The organism is Chromatiaceae bacterium (assembly GCA_016714645.1).
Classification (GTDB): domain Bacteria; phylum Pseudomonadota; class Gammaproteobacteria; order Chromatiales; family Chromatiaceae; genus M0108.
The window spans coordinates 776,589-794,504 of record JADKCI010000004.1; the positions used below are offsets into that span (position 1 = coordinate 776,589).

At 64.8% G+C, this 17,916-nt stretch carries 14 protein-coding genes; 12 read left to right on the forward strand and 2 right to left on the reverse strand.

The window, feature by feature from the left end; genetic code table 11:
- The first annotated feature begins 60 nt into the window (after window positions 1–60).
- Both IPN92_15375 and truA read left to right on the forward strand, forming a co-directional pair.
- A complete protein-coding gene (locus tag IPN92_15375) occupies window positions 61–2,835 on the forward strand; it encodes a hypothetical protein (GenBank protein ID MBK8639579.1) in 2,775 nt (924 codons plus the stop codon).
- Window positions 2,836–2,906: 71 nt separating this feature from the next.
- Window positions 2,907–3,674 (forward strand): tRNA pseudouridine(38-40) synthase TruA, encoded by a 768-nt coding sequence (truA, locus tag IPN92_15380; protein ID MBK8639580.1) that lies wholly within the window; start codon window positions 2,907–2,909, stop codon window positions 3,672–3,674.
- Window positions 3,675–3,686: 12 nt separating this feature from the next.
- Here truA and IPN92_15385 read toward each other — a convergent pair whose 3' ends face one another.
- The gene (locus IPN92_15385) at window positions 3,687–5,852 is read right to left on the reverse strand and encodes a hypothetical protein (protein MBK8639581.1); all 2,166 of its coding nucleotides are present in this window, start codon (window positions 5,850–5,852) and stop codon (window positions 3,687–3,689) included.
- A 360-nt stretch (window positions 5,853–6,212) separates the two neighbouring features.
- Here IPN92_15385 and IPN92_15390 point away from each other — a divergent pair, with 360 nt between their 5' ends.
- From IPN92_15390 to IPN92_15435, 10 genes are all read left to right on the forward strand, one after another.
- Window positions 6,213–6,842 (forward strand): phosphoribosylanthranilate isomerase, encoded by a 630-nt coding sequence (locus IPN92_15390; protein ID MBK8639582.1) that lies wholly within the window; start codon window positions 6,213–6,215, stop codon window positions 6,840–6,842.
- On the forward strand, window positions 6,823–8,037 hold the full coding sequence (gene trpB, locus IPN92_15395; protein MBK8639583.1) for a tryptophan synthase subunit beta: 1,215 nt from the start codon (window positions 6,823–6,825) through the stop codon (window positions 8,035–8,037). Before IPN92_15390 ends, trpB begins: the two co-directional genes overlap by 20 nt.
- Window positions 8,034–8,861, forward strand: a complete 828-nt coding sequence (locus IPN92_15400) for a tryptophan synthase subunit alpha (protein MBK8639584.1) — start codon at window positions 8,034–8,036, stop codon at window positions 8,859–8,861. The genes trpB and IPN92_15400 overlap by 4 nt, the downstream gene beginning before the upstream one ends.
- 24 nt (window positions 8,862–8,885) lie before the next feature.
- Window positions 8,886–9,746 (forward strand): acetyl-CoA carboxylase carboxyltransferase subunit beta, encoded by an 861-nt coding sequence (locus IPN92_15405; GenBank protein MBK8639585.1) that lies wholly within the window; start codon window positions 8,886–8,888, stop codon window positions 9,744–9,746.
- An 11-nt stretch (window positions 9,747–9,757) separates the two neighbouring features.
- Complete coding sequence (locus IPN92_15410) at window positions 9,758–11,065, forward strand: bifunctional folylpolyglutamate synthase/dihydrofolate synthase (protein ID MBK8639586.1); 1,308 nt, start codon at window positions 9,758–9,760, stop codon at window positions 11,063–11,065.
- A 144-nt stretch (window positions 11,066–11,209) separates the two neighbouring features.
- Window positions 11,210–11,926, forward strand: coding sequence for an SPOR domain-containing protein (locus IPN92_15415; protein ID MBK8639587.1), 717 nt, complete (start codon window positions 11,210–11,212; stop codon window positions 11,924–11,926).
- A gap of 51 nt (window positions 11,927–11,977) precedes the next feature.
- Window positions 11,978–12,475, forward strand: coding sequence for a CvpA family protein (locus IPN92_15420; protein ID MBK8639588.1), 498 nt, complete (start codon window positions 11,978–11,980; stop codon window positions 12,473–12,475).
- A 51-nt stretch (window positions 12,476–12,526) separates the two neighbouring features.
- A complete protein-coding gene (gene purF / locus IPN92_15425; protein ID MBK8639589.1) occupies window positions 12,527–14,044 on the forward strand; it encodes an amidophosphoribosyltransferase in 1,518 nt (505 codons plus the stop codon).
- Window positions 14,037–15,230, forward strand: coding sequence for an O-succinylhomoserine sulfhydrylase (locus tag IPN92_15430; GenBank protein ID MBK8639590.1), 1,194 nt, complete (start codon window positions 14,037–14,039; stop codon window positions 15,228–15,230). Before purF ends, IPN92_15430 begins: the two co-directional genes overlap by 8 nt.
- Before the next feature lie 198 nt (window positions 15,231–15,428).
- Window positions 15,429–16,808, forward strand: coding sequence for an acyltransferase (locus IPN92_15435; protein ID MBK8639591.1), 1,380 nt, complete (start codon window positions 15,429–15,431; stop codon window positions 16,806–16,808).
- 119 nt (window positions 16,809–16,927) lie between these two features.
- Here the strand turns inward: IPN92_15435 and IPN92_15440 are convergent, their stop codons facing one another.
- Window positions 16,928–17,464 carry a hypothetical protein gene (locus IPN92_15440; GenBank protein MBK8639592.1) on the reverse strand — a complete coding sequence of 179 codons (537 nt, stop codon included), beginning with the start codon at window positions 17,462–17,464 and terminating at the stop codon, window positions 16,928–16,930.
- Window positions 17,465–17,916: the final 452 nt, after the last annotated feature.

Sequence of the window (17,916 nt, forward strand, 5' to 3'; positions counted from 1 at the left end):
TCAGGGACCGGCGGGGCTGCGCAACCCCCTCGGCTCCCGGTGTGTGACTGACGCAAGTCCATGTCCTGCTGCCTGAAACAGGCCTCCGTTCTCTCCTTGGCCCTGCTGCCGGCCCTCGCCGGGGCCCTGGGGTTGGGCGGTATCCGCGGCGAATCCGCCCTCAACGAACCCTTCCTGGGTCGGATCGAGCTTAACGGTGTCGCCCCGGAGGAACTGGATGGGGTCAAGGTATTTCTGGCCCCCGAGGCCGAGTTCACCAAGGCCGGCTCCCCTCGGTCCGATTTTCTGACCGGCCTGATCTTCGTCCCCGAGGTCTCCCCGGAGGGCAAGGTCCAGGTGCGGGTCACCAGTACCAAGCCCATTCGCGAGCCCTACCTGGACTTTCTTGTCGAGGTCACCTGGCCCAAGGGGCGTCTGGTCAAGGGCTACACGGTCCTGCTCGATCCCCCGACGACGCTGCATCGGCCGCCGCCCAAGGTGACGCCGCCCAAGGCCCTGGCGCCGGCACCCGTCGCCGCGCCGGCCTCGCCCTCTACCGCCCCCCCGGACAGGTCGCCGGTCTTCGCGGGGCAAACGGCCAGCCCGTCGCCCCAGGCCCGGGTGCCTGCCCCTGCGCCGCTCCCGCCGCCCCCCACCGGCTATCCTCTGCGCTATGGCCCGGTGCCCTCCGGGGGCAACCTGACCAGCGTGGCCCGGCGCATGGCCCCCGAGGGCGCCAGCCAGGCCCAGACGGCCCTGGCCATCTATCGCGCCAACCCTCAAGCCTTCGGTGGCGGGAATATCAATAAGATCAAGGCGGGTGCGCGCCTGGAGATACCGCGCCCCCATCTGATTTTTGCCTTTGACGCGGAGACGGCCAAACAACAGTACCTGGCCGCTCAGCGTGGACAGCCGCTGCCCCCCCTGCCGGTGACGCCTCAAGACGGGGCCCCGGGCTCGGAACCTATCCAGGATCGGCTGGAAATCGCCACGCGGGAGCCGGATCTGGCCGGCGCGGGCCTGGCGACCGCCAGTGTCCCGGCGTCGCCCACCGCCCGGCCACCCGTCGCCAGCCCCCCGTCGTCCGAATCGGGCGCCGCCAGCCCCGCGCGGGTGGCGCCCGAACTGGCCCTGGTCGAGCGTGAGATCCTGCTGGTGCGGGAGATGGCCGAGAGCGGTCGCCAGGAGACGGCGGACCTGCGGGGGCGCATCAGCCGGCTGGAGGACCACCTCTCGGACATTAAGCGGCTCCTGGAACTGAGCAATGCCCAACTGGCCCAGTTGCAGGGTGCCGGGGCCCGAGGTGAACCGGCGGGGAATGTCGGGCGGCTGGAAACCGATCCGGGCGAACGGATTTCGGCACCGGGCCCGATGCCCGGGAGCCCGGCCCCGGTCGAGTCCCAGCCTGAATCTCCGCCCAAGCCGGAGGCTCTACCTGAACCATCGCCTAAACCCGAGTTGGCGGTCAAGACATCCCCTCCGCCCCGCCTAGTCCAGGAGCCCCCACCCCCGGAGTCTTCCTTCCTCGATGATGTTTCGAGTTGGGCCTTGGTAGCGGGTGGTCCGCTCCTCATCCTGCTGCTGGGTCTGCTGTTCCTGGTAAGACGGCAAAATCAGACCAAAGAGGCAGCGGATCTTCCGGAGCCGGACCGGGCGGAGGTGGCCTTGGCCGAGAGTCCGCCCGCTTCGGCCATGGAGCCCGCTCTACTAGAGTCAAAGCCAAACAGGTTATCGGCCATGATCACCAAGGTCCGCGAGTGGGCCGCCCAGGCCGTCAGGAAGCCTAAACCGCCCGAGGCTTTGCCACCGAGCTTCGCTAGTTTGCTAAAGCCCGGGCCAGCAGAAGTCACTGCCGGGAGTCCGGCAGTCATGCCGGCAGTCCCGAGTCCCCAGCAGGGCCCGCCTTTGGCTCCGGATCCAAAGTCGAGCCCCTCGCCCGTCGCGGTGGCCGCGCCGGGGGTTGCGGCCGTCCAGCCTCTGGAGGAAGCCCATGGTTCCCAGCCGCTGGCCCTCAAGTCCCTGGCGCTCGCGGCCGCCGCCGCGGGAGAGGTCTTGGCGGAGTGGGAGGAACAGGCCGAGGCAGCCCTGACTCCGACCTTGGGGGTGACCCCGGCAAGGCCCTCCCCGGGGATGATGGACAGCCTGGATCTGGATGTCCCGCTGGAGGCGGCGGCCAAGGCTTCGCCATCGGCACCCGCCAAGCCCAGCGAGGAGCCCTACGAACTGGACCTCTCGGATCTGGAGGGCTGGGATCTGGGTATGTCATTGACGCCGAATCCGCCCGCGACACCCGCCGCGCCCCAGGAGCCCCTCGACCCCGTGACTCCTGCCCTTGGCAACCTGGTGCTTGCCCCCCAGGCCTCCAGTCCCGAGCCGGTCCTGGATCTGGCCGCTGGCGACTTTGACCTGGATCTTGATAGCCTGGGCAAGCTGGGCTCTGCCGCGGCTGACCAGCCTCGGGAACCCCTGATGGATCTCGATCTGAACCTCGACGATCTCATGGATCTTGACCTGTCGGCCTTTGCCAGTGGGGGCCATCAGGCCGAGCAACCCCAGGCAGCCCCTGCCGCCAGCCTGACCCTGGATTGGGGGGCACTGGGTTTTGAGTTGGAACAGGAAGAGGCCCCGCCAGAGGAGCACCTCCCCGAGACATCCTCTCCCGATACCGATTTCCCCGCGGACTTCCCCATGGATGCCGCTCCCTGGGACGAGGTAGGGATCAAACTGGACCTGGCGCGCGCCTATCTACAGATGGATGACCCGGAGGCGGCCCGCGCCATCCTGGTCGAGACCATCGCCGAGGGCACAGGCGATCAGATTGCCGAGGCCAAGGCCATGCTGGCGCGGCTGGAGTGACGGCGGCGGCCTTGGGTGGCGCCCCCCTGGGTCCCGAAACCAGCTCCCCGGCGGGCCTGATCCGTATCGCCATGGGCATCGAATACGACGGCAGCGCCTTCCATGGCTGGCAGCTCCAGGACGGTGCCCGCTCCGTCCAGGGCGAGGTGGAGGTGGCGGTGTCGCGGGTCGCCGATCAGCCGATCCGGGTCCATTGCGCGGGGCGCACGGACCGGGGCGTCCATGCCCTGGAGCAGGTGATCCACTTCGACACCCGGGCCCAACGCCCCGAGCGGTCCTGGGTCCTGGGAACCAATGTCAACCTGCCCCCGGAGGTGGCCGTGGTCTGGGCCCGGCCCGTGGACCCGGCCTTTCACGCCCGTTTCAGCGCCATCGCCCGCCACTACCGCTACCGCATCCTGTGCCGGCGGACGCGCTCGCCCCTGGACCGGGATCGGGCGGTCTGGCTGCACCAGGAACTGGACCTGGCAAGGATGCGGGCGGCGGCCTCGCTTCTGGTCGGGGAGCATGATTTCTCCAGCTTTCGCGCCCAGGCCTGTCAGGCCAAAAGCCCCGTGCGCCGGGTTCATTATTGCGACCTGAGCCAGGAGGGAGAGCGTCTGGAGCTGAGGATCGGCGCCAATGGCTTCCTGCACCACATGGTGCGTAACATCGTCGGCGTCCTGGTGGCCATCGGCCGGGGCGAGGCAGAGGTCGGCTGGGTCGAAGAGCTGCTGGCGATTCGCGACCGCGCCCGTGGCGGGGTCACGGCGCCGCCCCAGGGCCTCTACTTCGTGCGGGCGGATTATCCGGCGGAATTCGAATTACCCCAGAGGGTTATGGAGGTACCTTACGGATGACCCGCCCCCTTCCTAGTCGTCGCTGGTGATAGTCCCCTTGCCCTGACTATCGAGGAGCCTGGCGCCCGTCGGGGCCGCGAGGTTGACCAGGAAGGTTTCATGGCCCTCCTTGAGGGTATCCCCCTTGACGCGGACGCCGATGGTCTTCTGGGCCTCACCGGGATTGAAGGTCAGGGTGCCGTAACTGGCGAGGTAGTCACCGCCGGCCTGGGCCGTGCCATTGGCGGTGGTGTAATTGACCTTGACGCTACCGCCGCTCAACCCGCTGAGGCTCACGGCAAAATTGAAGGTCTTAAGGCCGCTGTTGCCCTCGGTCAGGGTGATGTCGTTGATTTTGATGGTAAGCGGGACGAAGCTGGCGGTCACGTTTCTCGCCCTGGTCATGGCGAGGGTACAGGTCCTGGGCTTGCCGGTACAGGCGCCACTCCAGCCCGCAAAGCCAGAGCCAGGGGCAGGGGTCGCCGTCAGGGTGATGCTCTGGCCCAGTTGGTAGATCTCGCTACAGTCATTACCGCAGTTAATGCCCGCCGGGTTTGAGGTGACCTTGCCAACACCCGTGCCCGAGCGCGTGATGGTCAATTTTACGTCCGCCGCAATGAATCCCGCCTGGCGCCCAAGCCAATAGGCCAGCAGGTAATCGACACCCGGATAGACGAGGTTGGGGGTGCCCGCCGCGAACCGCACCCAGGGCTGGCGTTCCCAGATGAAGGTGGCGGCGGGTCGGTCGGCAACATCCGTGGCGCTTGTCGCCAGGCCCGGGCACTGGGGATCTTCCGGATACTTCCACCGCACATCAAGGGGCAGGGCGAGTTGGGGGGCGTCCGAAAAGCCGCCGAGTTGCGCCAGGTGCGTCGCAATGACGTCATCCACCGCATCCTCCGGCGCGGCCTGGGAGGCATAGATGAAGGCGAAAAAGACGTTCTTGTGGTCCGCTACCTCTGACCAGAGCGCATCCCGCAGGACGGCCGTCTGGAGCCGGGCCCGGCGCGTCGGGTCTTCCTCCAGCCTGATCCAATTGAAAATTGGCATGAAGGCGATGTCGATACCGTGGTAACCGGCACCGCAGGTGTTGGTATTCTCCCAGCCCGAGGCGATGTCGAACCAGGTGTCAAAGTTCTCCTCGTAATGGGCGCGCAGGGCGGCATGACGGGCCGCATAGCCCGGCACCCCCGCCGTGACCTGCAAGGCGACTTGAAAGGCCGAGGCCAGTTGGATGGCCTGGGTGGGGTTTGGGACATCGGGCAGTCCGCCCAGACCCGGAATCTGGCGCAGGGCCTCGCTGGAATTGGGCCAGAATACCAGCATCCCCGAGCCCTCGGCCGCCAAGGGGTTGGTGTGAATGTTGAGGATGGGTATGCCGTCCGGGGTTTCGTCGTCGCTGTAAACGACATGCTGGAGCGCCAGGGTCAGGGTGAAACCGCGGGAGCCGTTGACGACCACCTTCACGCGCCTGGACTCCCGCCGCATGAGCTGTTCGGCGAAACGGGTGACATCCTCGCGGATCATCTGGCGAATTGCGGGGTCGGAGGTCGCCTCGTAAGCCAGCGACATGCCCAGCAGGACCCCCTGGTATTGATCGCGACTGACACGTCCCCGCCAGTGCCAGACTTGATGGTTGAAGGGGACGTTGCGGATGACCTCCGGGTCGCTGGCGGGCAGGGTGGCCAGGATGGCCTCCGAACTTTGGGTGGGGGCGGCGAAGCGTGCGAGATAGCCGGGATCGCCCGAGATGCGCCACCAGCGATCGAGCACCCGCACGGTTTGATGGACCTGAGTCCTGGCATCCGCCGCGCCCGTCGCCATTAACCGCAGGGCCTGGGCCGCCAGATAGGCGCCGGTCCAGATGGCGGGATCCCGGCGGCCATCGTAGCCCTGCACCTGGGTGAGGCTGGCATCGGCAAAGTAGGCCGGCATGACGCCGCCCGCGGGCATGAGGCGCTGGCGCATCCAGAGGTCATGGCGCGTCGCGCGGTCGAAGAGGGATTGGGGGCTTTCACCCACCGCGAGGTCCCAGGTCCCCGGGGCTTGGCCTTGGGGTGCCAGCGCGCAGCCCTGGGTCTCCTCGGCCTGGCCTGGCGGACAGGGGAGGGCTGCGCTGGGCAGGGGCTCGTCAGCGCAAGCGAGGCTTACCAACAAGAGAGTACCGGCGATCAAAAGAGGGCTGACAGCTAACTTCACCGGGGTCTCCTGGAACCTGCGATCTATGATTGGGGGTGGTAGGCGGCGGCTGGGGACATTGGTCGGGGTCGGGTGAGCCCTCGGCCACCAGGCACACCTGAGTATTCGAGCACTTCGGACCTGTTCCGGCCCAGCATAGTTCCCGCCTGGGGAGGTGGTGTGAGGGGCCTTGCACCAGGGGCCTGACGGCTCGAGGGCGCGCGCCATCCCCAAATCCTTTATTCTCTGCGTGATGGTCGCCGCTTGCCGTGCCTGGAACGACGCTCACCAGTGCCCGGCAATCCTCGGCATGGAGCGGGAGGGCCGGCCCGGAGAAACCTTAAAATCATGTGTCTTTGAGTATAATAAGGCTTAGCCAAGTTGCGAACACGGGTTAAAATCTGCGGGCTAACCCGCGAGGTCGATCTGATGGCGGCGGCGGAACTGGGTGCCGATGCCATCGGGCTGGTCTTTCATGCCCCCAGTCCCCGGGGGGTGGCCATCGAGCAGGCCCGGGCCTTGGGCGCCTGTCTGCCGCCCTTTGTCACGCGCGTCGGGCTCTTCGTGGACGCGGAGCCCGAGCGGGTGCGGGCGACACTGGAGCGGGTCGCCCTCGACCTGCTGCAATTTCATGGCGAGGAGCCGCCGGAATATTGCGCCGCCTTTGGGCGGCCCTGGATCAAGGCCATCCGCATGCGTCCCGGCGCGGACCTGCGGGCCTTGCGCCAGCGCTACGGCGCCGCCGCTGGCCTGCTGCTGGATGCCTATGACCCGGTCCGGGCCGGCGGGACCGGCCAATGCTTCGACTGGGACCTTGTCCCGGCGGACCTGGCGCCGCATATCGTGCTCGCCGGCGGCCTGGACTCGGCTAACGTGGCCGAGGCCATCCGCCGTCTGCGCCCTTACGCGGTTGATGTGAGCGGCGGGGTAGAGGTGAGCAAGGGTGTCAAGGACCGCCAGAAGATGGCGGCTTTCATGAAAGGTGTAAACGATGGCGACCAATCGCGCTGAGGCCTACCACTGGCCGGATGCCCGGGGACATTTTGGGCCTTATGGCGGGCTCTTTGTCCCGGAGACCCTGATGCGGCCCCTGGACGAACTCTGTCAGGCCTATAAGCATTATCTCCAGCAGCCGGCCTTCCTCGCCGAACTGGATGCGGACCTGCGCGACTATGTGGGCCGGCCCTCGCCTATCTATCACGCCGAGCGCTGGAGCCGGGAACTGGGCGGGGCCCAGATCTACCTCAAGCGCGAGGACCTGAATCATACCGGCGCCCACAAGGTTAACAACACCATCGGCCAGGCCCTGCTCGCCAAGCGGATGGGCAAGACCCGCATCATCGCCGAGACCGGCGCCGGTCAGCATGGCGTGGCCAGCGCCACCGTCGCCGCTCGCCTGGGGCTGGAGTGCGTGGTCTATATGGGCGAGATCGACGTCGCCCGCCAGGAGGCGAATGTCTATCGCATGCGCCTGCTGGGCGCCGAGGTGGTGTCCGTCAAGTCCGGCTCCCGCACGCTTAAAGATGCCTTGAATGAGGCCATGCGCGACTGGGTCACCAACGTCGATAACACCTTCTACATCATCGGCACGGTCGCGGGCCCTCACCCCTACCCGGCCATGGTGCGCGACTTCCAGGCCGTGATCGGCCGCGAGTCCCGCGCCCAGATGCTGGAGCGGGTGGGTCGGTTGCCGGACGCCCTGGTGGCCTGCGTCGGTGGCGGCAGTAATGCCATCGGCCTTTTTTACCCCTTCCTCGACGACCAGGCGGTGGCGCTGATCGGCGTCGAGGCGGCGGGGGAGGGCATCGAGACCGGCCACCACGCCGCGCCTCTGTGCGCGGGCCGGCCGGGGGTGCTGCACGGTAGCCGGACCTACCTGATGGAGGATGCTGACGGCCAGATCATCGAGACCCACTCCGTCTCCGCCGGCCTCGACTATCCCGGCGTCGGCCCCGAGCATGCCTGGCTCAAGGACAGCGGCCGCGCCCAGTATGTCTCCATCACGGACGCCGAGGCCCTGGCCGCCTTCCATGTCCTGACCCGCACCGAGGGCATCATACCGGCGTTGGAGTCCAGCCATGCCCTGGCCCAGGTCATCAAGCTGGCCCCGACCCTGCGTCCGGATCAGATTATCCTCGTCAATCTTTCGGGCCGTGGCGACAAGGACATGCACACGGTTGCCGCCCTTGAGGGCCTCCAGATATGAGCCGCATCGCCGCCCGTTTCACCGACCTCGCCGCCCGGGGCCGCACCGCCCTCATCCCCTTCGTCACGGCGGGCGACCCGGACCTGGCGACCACGGTCCCCCTGATGCACGCCATGGTCGCCGCTGGCGCCGACCTTATCGAGTTGGGAGTGCCCTTTTCCGACCCCATGGCCGACGGTCCCGTGATCCAGCGCGCCAGCGAGCGGGCCCTGGCCCACCACACCCGGCTGCGGGACGTCCTCGATCGGGTGCGCCAATTCCGGGCCCGGGACGCGGCCACCCCGGTCATCCTCATGGGCTACCTCAATCCCGTCGAAAGCATGGGCTACGCCGGCTTTGCCGAGGCGGCCAGCGCGGCAGGCGTGGACGGTGTCCTCCTGGTTGATGCCCCCCCCGAGGAGAGCGGCGACCTGGTGACTATCCTGCGCCAGGCCGGCATTGACCTGGTCTACCTTCTGGCGCCCACCTCGGACGAGAATCGCATCCGCAAGATCGGGGCCGTGGCCAGTGGCTTCGTTTATTACGTGGCGGTCAAAGGCGTCACCGGCGCGGGTCATCTCGACCTGGAGGACGTCAACACCAGGCTGATGGCGATCCGCCGCCTGATCCCGCTCCCGGTGGGCGTCGGCTTCGGCATCAAGGACGCGGAGATCGCCGGCCAGGTGGCGGAGATGGCGGATGCCGTCATCGTCGGCAGCGCCATCGTCGGCCGTATCGAGGCCCTGGCCATGAAGCCGGAGCATATTCCGGGGGCCATTGGTGACTTCCTCACCGGGCTGCGCGCCGCCATCGACGCCACGGACCGGGCCCGGGGCCTTAAATAGTTGCCAGCGGAGATAGCTGTACCCATGAACTGGTTCGAAAAACTGATGCCTAGCCGCATCCGCACGGAACCCAACAGCAAGCGGGCGGTGCCCGAGGGCATTTGGGCCAAGTGTCCCGGTTGCTCCGCAGTCCTCTACCGGGCGGAGCTGGAGCGGAATCTGGAGGTCTGCCCCAAGTGCGGCCATCACAACCGGCTGAGTGCCCGGCGCCGGCTGGACCACTTCCTCGATCCCGAGGGCCGCGAGGAAATCGGCGGCGAACTGGAATCCCTCGATCCGCTCAAGTTCAAGGACCTCAAGAAGTACAGGGACCGCCTGATCCAGGCCCAGAAGGAGACTAACGAAAAGGAGGCCTTGGTGGTCATGCGCGGCCGGCTTCGGGGCATGGACCTGATCGCCGCCGCCTTTGAATTCCAGTTCATGGGAGGTTCCATGGGCTCGGTGGTGGGCGAGCGCTTCACCCGCGGGGTGGACGCGGCTCTGGCCAATGGCGCGGCCATGGTCTGCTTCGCTGCCAGCGGCGGGGCCCGCATGCAGGAGTCCCTCTTTTCCCTGATGCAGATGGCCAAGACCAGCGCGGCCATCGGCCGGTTGCGGCAGCGGGGCCTGCCCTTCATCTCGGTCATGACGGACCCCACCATGGGCGGTGTCTCCGCCAGCCTGGCCATGCTGGGCGATATCAATATCGCCGAACCGAACGCCCTGATCGGCTTCGCCGGACCCCGTGTCATCGAGCAGACGGTGCGTGAAACCCTGCCAGAGGGTTTCCAGCGCAGTGAGTTCCTGCTGGAACATGGCGCCCTGGACATGATTCTGACCCGCCGCGAGATGCGCGAGCGCATCGCCAATCTGATCGCCATCCTCACCCATCGCGGGCCGGTGTGAGCGGCTAAGCTGTGCGCCATGCCCGCCTTCAAGATTGGCTGACCTGGCAGGAGGGCCTGCACCCGGCCGCCATCGAACTGGGTCTTGACCGGGTGGGGCGGGTTTGGGACCGCCTGGGCCCCCGCGCCCTGCCCTTCCCGGTGATCACGGTGGCGGGGACCAACGGCAAGGGCTCCACGGTCGCAATGCTGGAGGCTATTTATGGCGCCGCCGGCTATCGGACCGCCGCCTATACCTCGCCGCACCTGCTCCGCTACAACGAGCGCATCCGCCTGGATGGCCAGGAGGTCTCGGACCCGGAGCTGTGCGCCGCCTTCGCCCGGGTCGATGCCGCCCGGGGCGCGGAATCCCTGACCTATTTCGAATTCGGTACCCTGGCCGCCCTGGATCTCTTCCTGCGCGCCCGTCCCGACCTGGCCATCCTGGAGGTGGGCCTGGGTGGCCGGCTGGACGCGGTCAACCTCTTCGACGCCGACCTGGCCATCATCACCAGCATTGGCCGCGACCACATGGCCTGGCTGGGGGAGACCCTGGAGGAGATCGCCCTGGAAAAGGCCGGCATCCTGCGTCCGGGGCGACCGGTTCTGTTCGGACACCGCCAGCCCCTGCCGGTCCTGCTGGCCAGGGCCACGGCACTAGGTTGTCCGGCCCAGGCGCTGGGTCGGGATTTCGACTGGACGGAGGAGCCGCCCGGCTGGCGCTGGACGAGCCAAGGCCTGCCGCCCCTGAGCCTGGCCACCCCGGCCCTGCGTGGCCTCATCCAATTCGACAACGCCGCGACCGTCATCATGGCCACCCGCCTCTTGCGCGATCGGCTACCCCTGTCCGTGGCCCATCTGCGCCAGGGGCTGCAACGGGCGCGCCTGCCCGGCCGCTTCCAGGTGTTGCCGGGCCAGCCGACCTGGATCCTGGATGTCGCCCATAATGGCCCGGCGGCCCAGGCCCTGGCCGCTAATCTCGCCAGCTTTCCCTGCCAGGGCCGCCACCATGCCGTCCTCGGTCTGCTGGCCGACAAGGAGCCGGCGGCCGTGGCCGGTCCCCTCCTGGATTGGGCGGATTGCTGGCATCTGGGTGCCGCGGCCAACCCCCGTGCCCTGCCGGTGGCCGCATTGAGCGCCGCCCTCGCGGCCCTGGGGACGGAACGGGGGCTAACCTTGAACCTCAAGGAATATGGCGGGATTGAAGCGGCCATTGCCGGCGCGGGCGCTAGCGCCCTGACGGGGGACTGCATCCTGGCCTTTGGCTCCTTCACCACGGTGGAGGCGGTGCTGCGGGATATGGCGGGGATAAGGCCCGGGCCCGCCACGCCCGGGGACTGATAGGCGGTCTGGTTTGACAGGATCGCCAATAGCCTGGCCGGCTATTGCTATAATCTCCCCATAGGGTAGGCCGAGGTCCGTAATCTCGCGTCCAGAAACACGCAATATCTGACAAATGGGCCAAGGCGCCCCAGGGAGAACGCGATGGAGGAAGGGTCCAAGCGACGTCTGATCGGGGCTACGGTGGTCGTGGTCCTGCTGGTTACCTTTGTGCCCATGGTGCTGGAGGAGGAACCCAAGCCCCCGGCGACCTCTCCGGTCTCGGAGGGGGTGCCGAGGGATCAGGCCCGCCCCGAGATGGATGCCGAGTTTCGCCAGCCGGCCAAGCCGTCTCCCCTCGCGACCATCACCGAATTGCCGCCACCTGACCTCTTGACGTCCTCCGAGCGCGACATGGCGGCCTCCCGGGTCGATCTGCCGGTGACGAAGCCTGCCACGCCCCCCAAGGGTACCGAGGCGCAAAAGCCCAAGGAAGCCGTCAAGCCGGCGGCCAAGGATGCCAAGAAAGAGGCTGCCAAGGAGCCCAAGAAAGAGATCGCCAAGGTAGCCCCTCCCAAGGATGCCCCCAAGGAGGCCGCCAAGGAAAAAGAGGCCGCCAAGCCCGCCGAGCCGGGCCCCAGGAAGACGGGTGCTGGCTGGGTCTTCCAGGTGGCCAGCCTCGCGGAACGCGCCAAGGCCGACGAGATGGCGGGGAATCTCAAGTCCAAGGGCTTTCCAGCCTTCGTGGAGACGGCGGAGGTCAACGGCAAGACCTATTTCCGGGTGCGCGTTGGGCCCCGGCAGGAGCGTAAGGATATCGATGCCCTGGCCGCCTCCGTGCGCGACAAGACCGGCCAGTCCGGGCAGGTGCAGCGTTACTAGGCCTGGCTTGCCCGCAAGGCCAGGCCCCACCATGCCGACGCCAGCCCTCCGATGACCCTCAACTGGATCGACGCCGGCATTCTGGGCCTCATCGTCCTCTCGGCCCTGATCGGCCTGGGGCGGGGCCTGGTGCGGGAGTTGCTGTCCCTGGTTATCTGGTCCCTCGCCCTGTTCTTGGCCTGGCGCCTTTATCCGCACCTGGAACCCGAGCTCGCCCCCTGGCTCCCCGGTGCCACCAGTCGCGCCGCCGCGGCCTACCTGCTCACGGCCCTGGGCCTGGTGATGGTGGGAGGCTTGGTGGGCTATCTCCTGACCTCACTGGTGGAACTGGCGGGTCTGGGCGGGACCAGCCGGCTGCTGGGCGCCCTTTTGGGCCTGGTCCGCGGTGTCCTCATCATCGCCATGTTGGCCTTTCTCGGTGCCCTGACGCCGCTGGCGGATCAGCCAGCCTGGCAGGATTCCCGCTTGATCGGGCGCTTCCAGGCCTTGGCCGAGCGGGTGTTGGCGGAGGTGCCGCCCCAAGTGGAAGATCGCGTCCGGACCCTGTGACCCGGCTCCGGAAAAGCCAATGATTCTAACGCCCCAACAACGAGGTGGTTCATGTGCGGTATCGTCGGTATTGTGGGTAAGGGTCCCGTCAACCAATCCTTGTACGACGCCCTGCTGGTCCTCCAGCACCGGGGTCAGGACGCCGCCGGCATCGTCACCTGCGAGGGTGAAAAACTCCACTTGCGCAAGGATATGGGCCTGGCGCGGGATGTCTTCCAAACCCACCACATGATCCAGTTGCGGGGCAATATGGGTCTGGGACATGTCCGCTATCCCACCGCCGGCGTCTCCTGTTCCGCCGAGGCCCAGCCCTTCTATGTCAATTCGCCCTACGGGATCGTCCTAGCCCATAATGGTAATTTGACCAACGCTGACGCCCTCAAACACGACCTCTTCGCGGAGGATCTGCGCCACATCAATACCGAATCGGATTCGGAAATCCTCCTCAATGTCCTGGCCCACGAGTTACAGATCGAGGGCAAGCTGCGCATTGACGAGCAAGATGTCTTCCGCGCCATCAGCCGCGTCCATCGGCGTTGCCAGGGCGGCTACGCGGCGGTGGCCATGATCCCCGGCTTTGGCATCCTGGGCTTCCGCGACCCCCATGGCATCCGCCCCGTCGTCTATGGCAAGCGCGAGACGCCTTTGGGCGATGAGTACATGATCGCCTCGGAGAGCGTGGCCCTGGATACCCTCGGCTTCAATCTGATCGCCGATATCGCCCCGGGCGAGGCCGTCTTCATCGACGTCAAGGGCCAGCTGTACAAGCACCAATGCGCCCCCCGGCCGGTCCTCTCGCCCTGCATCTTCGAGTTCGTCTATTTCGCCCGGCCGGACTCCTTCATCGACAACATCTCCGTCCACAAGGCCCGCTCGCGCATGGGGCGGCGGCTGGCGGCCAAGATCCGGCGGGAATGGGGGGATGATCATGACATCGACGTCGTCATCCCCATCCCGGACACCAGCCGGACGGCGGCGCTCCAACTCGCCCAGACCCTGGAGGTGAGTTACGCCGAGGGCTTCATCAAGAACCGCTATATCGGCCGCACCTTCATCATGCCAGGCCAGCAGGTGCGCAAGAAATCCGTGCGCCAGAAGCTCAACGCCATCGGGCTGGAATTCCGCAACAAAAATGTCCTGCTGGTGGATGATTCCATCGTGCGGGGCACCACCTCCCAGCAGATCATTCAGATGGCGCGGGAAGCCGGCGCCCGCCGGGTCTATTTCGCCTCCGCCTCGCCCCCGGTGCGCTATCCCAACGTCTATGGCATCGACATGCCCGCCGCAAGCGAGTTGGTTGCTCACGGCCGAACCGAGGAAGAGATCCGCCTGGTCCTGGGCGCCGATCGCCTCATCTTCCAGGACCTGGAGGACCTGATCGACGCCGTCCAGAAAAAGGGCAAGAGCGATGTGGATCGCTTCGATACCTCGGTCTTCGATAGCGACTATGTCACGGGTGACGTGACCGAGGTCTATCTCCGGCAACTGGAGGCCATGCGCAATGATGTCGTCCAGGAAAGCCGACACAGCCTTTGCGAGTCCGGCATCGAGCTTTATAACAATGCCTGATCCGGACCCCCTGAACAGCGCGGGCTTCGCCACCCGGGCGATCCGCACCGGCCACCATCGCACGGCGGAAGGGGAGCACAGCGAGCCCATCTTCGCCACCTCCAGCTTCATCTTCGCCAATGCCGCCGAGGCGGCGGCGCGCTTCGCCGGGGACGAGCCGGGGAACATCTACTCGCGTTTCACCAATCCCACGGTGCGGGCCTTCGAGGAACGTCTGGCGGCCCTGGAAGGCGGCGAGACCTGCGTCGCCACCTCCTCGGGCATGGCGGCCATTCTCGCCACCTGCCTGGGACTGCTCAAGGCCGGGGACCATGTCCTCTCCTCCCGCGCCATCTTTGGCAGCACCACGGTCCTCTTCAACAAGTACCTGGGCCGCTTCGGCGTCGCAACCAGCTATGTGGACCTGCCGGATCTGGATGCCTGGGCAGCGGCCATCCGGCCCAACACCCAGCTCCTCTTTCTGGAAACCCCCTCCAATCCCCTGACGGAGATGGCCGATATCCGCGCCCTGGCGGATCTGGCCCACGCCCATGGCTGCCTCCTGGCCGTGGACAACTGCTTCTGCACCCCCGCCCTGCAAAGGCCCCTGAGCCTGGGCGCGGACCTGGTCATCCACTCCGCCACCAAGTACCTGGATGGCCAGGGGCGGTGTCTGGGCGGGGCCGTGGTCGGCGATGCCCAGCGGGTAGGCGAGGAGGTCCTGGGCGTCATCCGCACTGCCGGACCCAGCATGAGCCCCTTCAATGCCTGGGTCTTCCTCAAGGGCCTGGAGACCCTGGAACTGCGGATGCTGGCCCATGCCCGTGCCGCCCAGGCCCTAGCCGAGTGGTTGGTCGCCCACCCCGCCGTCGAGCGCGTCCACTACCCCGGCCTGGCCTCCCACCCGCAACATCACCTGGTCGGCAGCCAGCAGCGCACCGGCGGCGGTATCGTTGGCTTCGAGGTGCGCGGTGGCCGAGATGCCGCCTGGCGGATCATTGACGCCACTCGCTTCCTGTCCATCACCGCCAATCTGGGTGACACCAAGTCCACCATCACCCACCCCGCCACCACCACCCACGGCCGCCTCACCACCGAGGAACGCGCCCGCGCCGGCATTGGTGAAGGCCTCATCCGCGTCGCCGTTGGGCTGGAGGATCTGGCCGATATCGCCGCGGATCTGGCCTTGGGGTTGGATCGGGAATAGGGCCACTGTAGTTCCGCATCGGCGAGGTCGCGACCGTGATCCCCACGGGTTCCTCCAGCTTGCCCAGGTAGGTGGTGCCGTACCGAATCTTCACTGACCATTGCTTGCATCCCCAACAGCAGGGCATGGGGATTGGTCAGTTGGAGGGGACAGTTGGCCACCCAGGGGTCGAAGAGGCCGCTGACGTGGTGGAATGCGATGAAGAAGGGCAACTGGCCCAGGGGCGTCACCGCCGCCTGGAGGTCCCATTCGACATGGAAGCGGCCGCCGGAGGTATCGACGGCGACGGGGCCAGAAAACGACACCCAGGCCATGGGTTGGGGTTCCCCCGCCGGGAGGAGGATCAGTGCGTGCATAGGCGCCTACTTTTGCCTTTATTTCATGAGCTTGGCGCCTCTGAAGCAGGAGGGAACTGCTCTTTTTGGGTTTACATCATCAATGATGCTAGCTTTCAATCCTGTTCTCCATGGGCTCCGCGGCATAGCCGCTTGTGCTGTATTGCTATTCCACTGGGTCCTCTTATTCCCATCACTTCCTAACGCTCTAGATGATGTGGAGTTTTTGGGGACCTCATGGAATTTGACCTTCCAATTTGGTTTCGGCTGGTTGGGGGTCCCCCTTTTTTTTGTGTTGTCTGGTTATCTGCTTGGCTCCCAATTGGCCGATCGCAATATTTCTGCCATGGTTATTGCGAAGTTTTGGAAACGAAGGTTCTTCAGAATCTATCCCGCGGTATGGGCGCAAACAATTTTTTTACTCTTTGTTGCTTTTGGATATTTCCCTGCCCTTACTTTCCCAGATTATTTTTCAGCGCTTACTTTATCAGATATAATACGGAATCTATTTTTATGGATTAATTTGCCGCCATGGATGACAAGGCCAGCGATATCCACATGGTGGACATTGCCAGTTGAGCTGGTATTTTACCTGTTCTTGCCATTCATTATTCTCCTTGTGCGAAAATTCGGTTTGACCACTATAATTTTTGCCTCATTTGTGACAACGATTACTTGGCGTGTCGGCTTTATGATGGTATATAAAGGGGAAAATTACTCAGACTATTTGTATATCTTGGATTCAATACCAGGCGTGCTCTCAACATTTGTTGCGGGTGTGAGCATGGCATATTTGCATATTAAGTTTTCAATGGCTCTGCGCCGTTTAATTTTATTAATTCTTGCTGCCGCCTTCCTTGCGATGCAATACTGGCTTGTCGCAAATATAGGATCGTATTGGAGCGGTCATTGGATGCTGGCAATTTGGAACCCACTGATGGCTATCATTATCGCTCTAGGCGTATACTGTTTTTTATTACCAACCGGAAAATTAAGTATTCTAGGTAACAAGTATCTGGTGTTTTTTGGGGAAATTAGTTTTGGGCTGTACCTCTGGCATCTTCCCGTTCAAGGCTGGATAAGTTCCTTTTTGCCAGTAAATTGGAGCACGCTATTAAACAGCGGGTTAGCCTTGGCTCTGACTTTTGCTTTAACCATTCCTATAGCTTCTTTAAGCTATTATTTTATTGAGCGTCCTATAATGGGATGGGGGAAAAGCGGACCCGCAGTGCGTTCTTCATAGGAAAGGCTTCCCCTTGCGAAGTTCGGTACACGGATATTATATTTAAAATTTAATTGTCAGAAGCAAGGTTAAAGCCACCGGCTTTAGCTGGTCAGATTTATCTTTGAAGCATCCCCCTCTCATGAAGTATCTTCTGGCGGCGGCCGTAAATAACCTGGCGGATACTCATCGCGCCAGCCCACCCGCTCCTCGGGATGGTAGATAAGATACACCTCGATGGCCACGTCCAGCTTCTGCAAGCCGTGCAACAGCACCTCCGCCCCCGGATGACCATCGGCCTTACGGGCCTGGAAGCCCCCCTTGATCGCGATCCAGCGGGTCGCCGCCTGCAGGGTGGGTGGCTTATCCGGCATGACGGTGGTCTGATGAAACCAGGTATAGAGCGCCTGCCATTCCGGGTCCTGGAAGAACAGCGTACAGGGGGCGTCGGGGTCCATGCGCCCCAGCATCGTCAGATAGTAGATCCGCCAGGCCACCACCAGATCAATGGCCAGACAGTTCTCCAGGCGGGCCACAAAACCCAGTTGACGCGTTTCGATCTGGCAGCCGGTCTTGAGGGTGCGATGAAACACCTCGATGCCCCAGCCCAGCCAGTCACACACCCGTTCCGCCAGGGAGCGCCAACTGAGGTCGGGCTCGTGCCGTACGGCGCCCATGATGCGCTGGCGTAAGGGGATGTCGAACCATTGGCCGCAGACTCGCCTGGGCGGGTAGTCTAGGGGGCGGGGAGGGCGGAGTTAAGCATGTGTGGGGATCAGCTGAGCCATGCACCTCCACCGGCATATCAACGTCCGTACTACCCCGCCATCCGCGGACTAACGGCAAGTTGGGGTACTTTAACGGGCGGCTTTGCGAGGTCCTGGCGACCAACCACAGCTGCTCGGGCGAGCACTTGGCGGAGACATTGCTATGATATGTCAACGTCTACGATTATAGTTTCCCTCAGCGGGCACTCCGCCATGGCTGCCCCCTTTGAGGCCCTCGAACCGTGGCGGCTAAATGCCTGATCTGTTCGTGTCAGAAGTTAATAAACTCCTGACTCTTCACAATTAACCCATAAGAAACAAGAATTTTAATGATGAATGCCATTTCCAAGATGCCTAGCAAC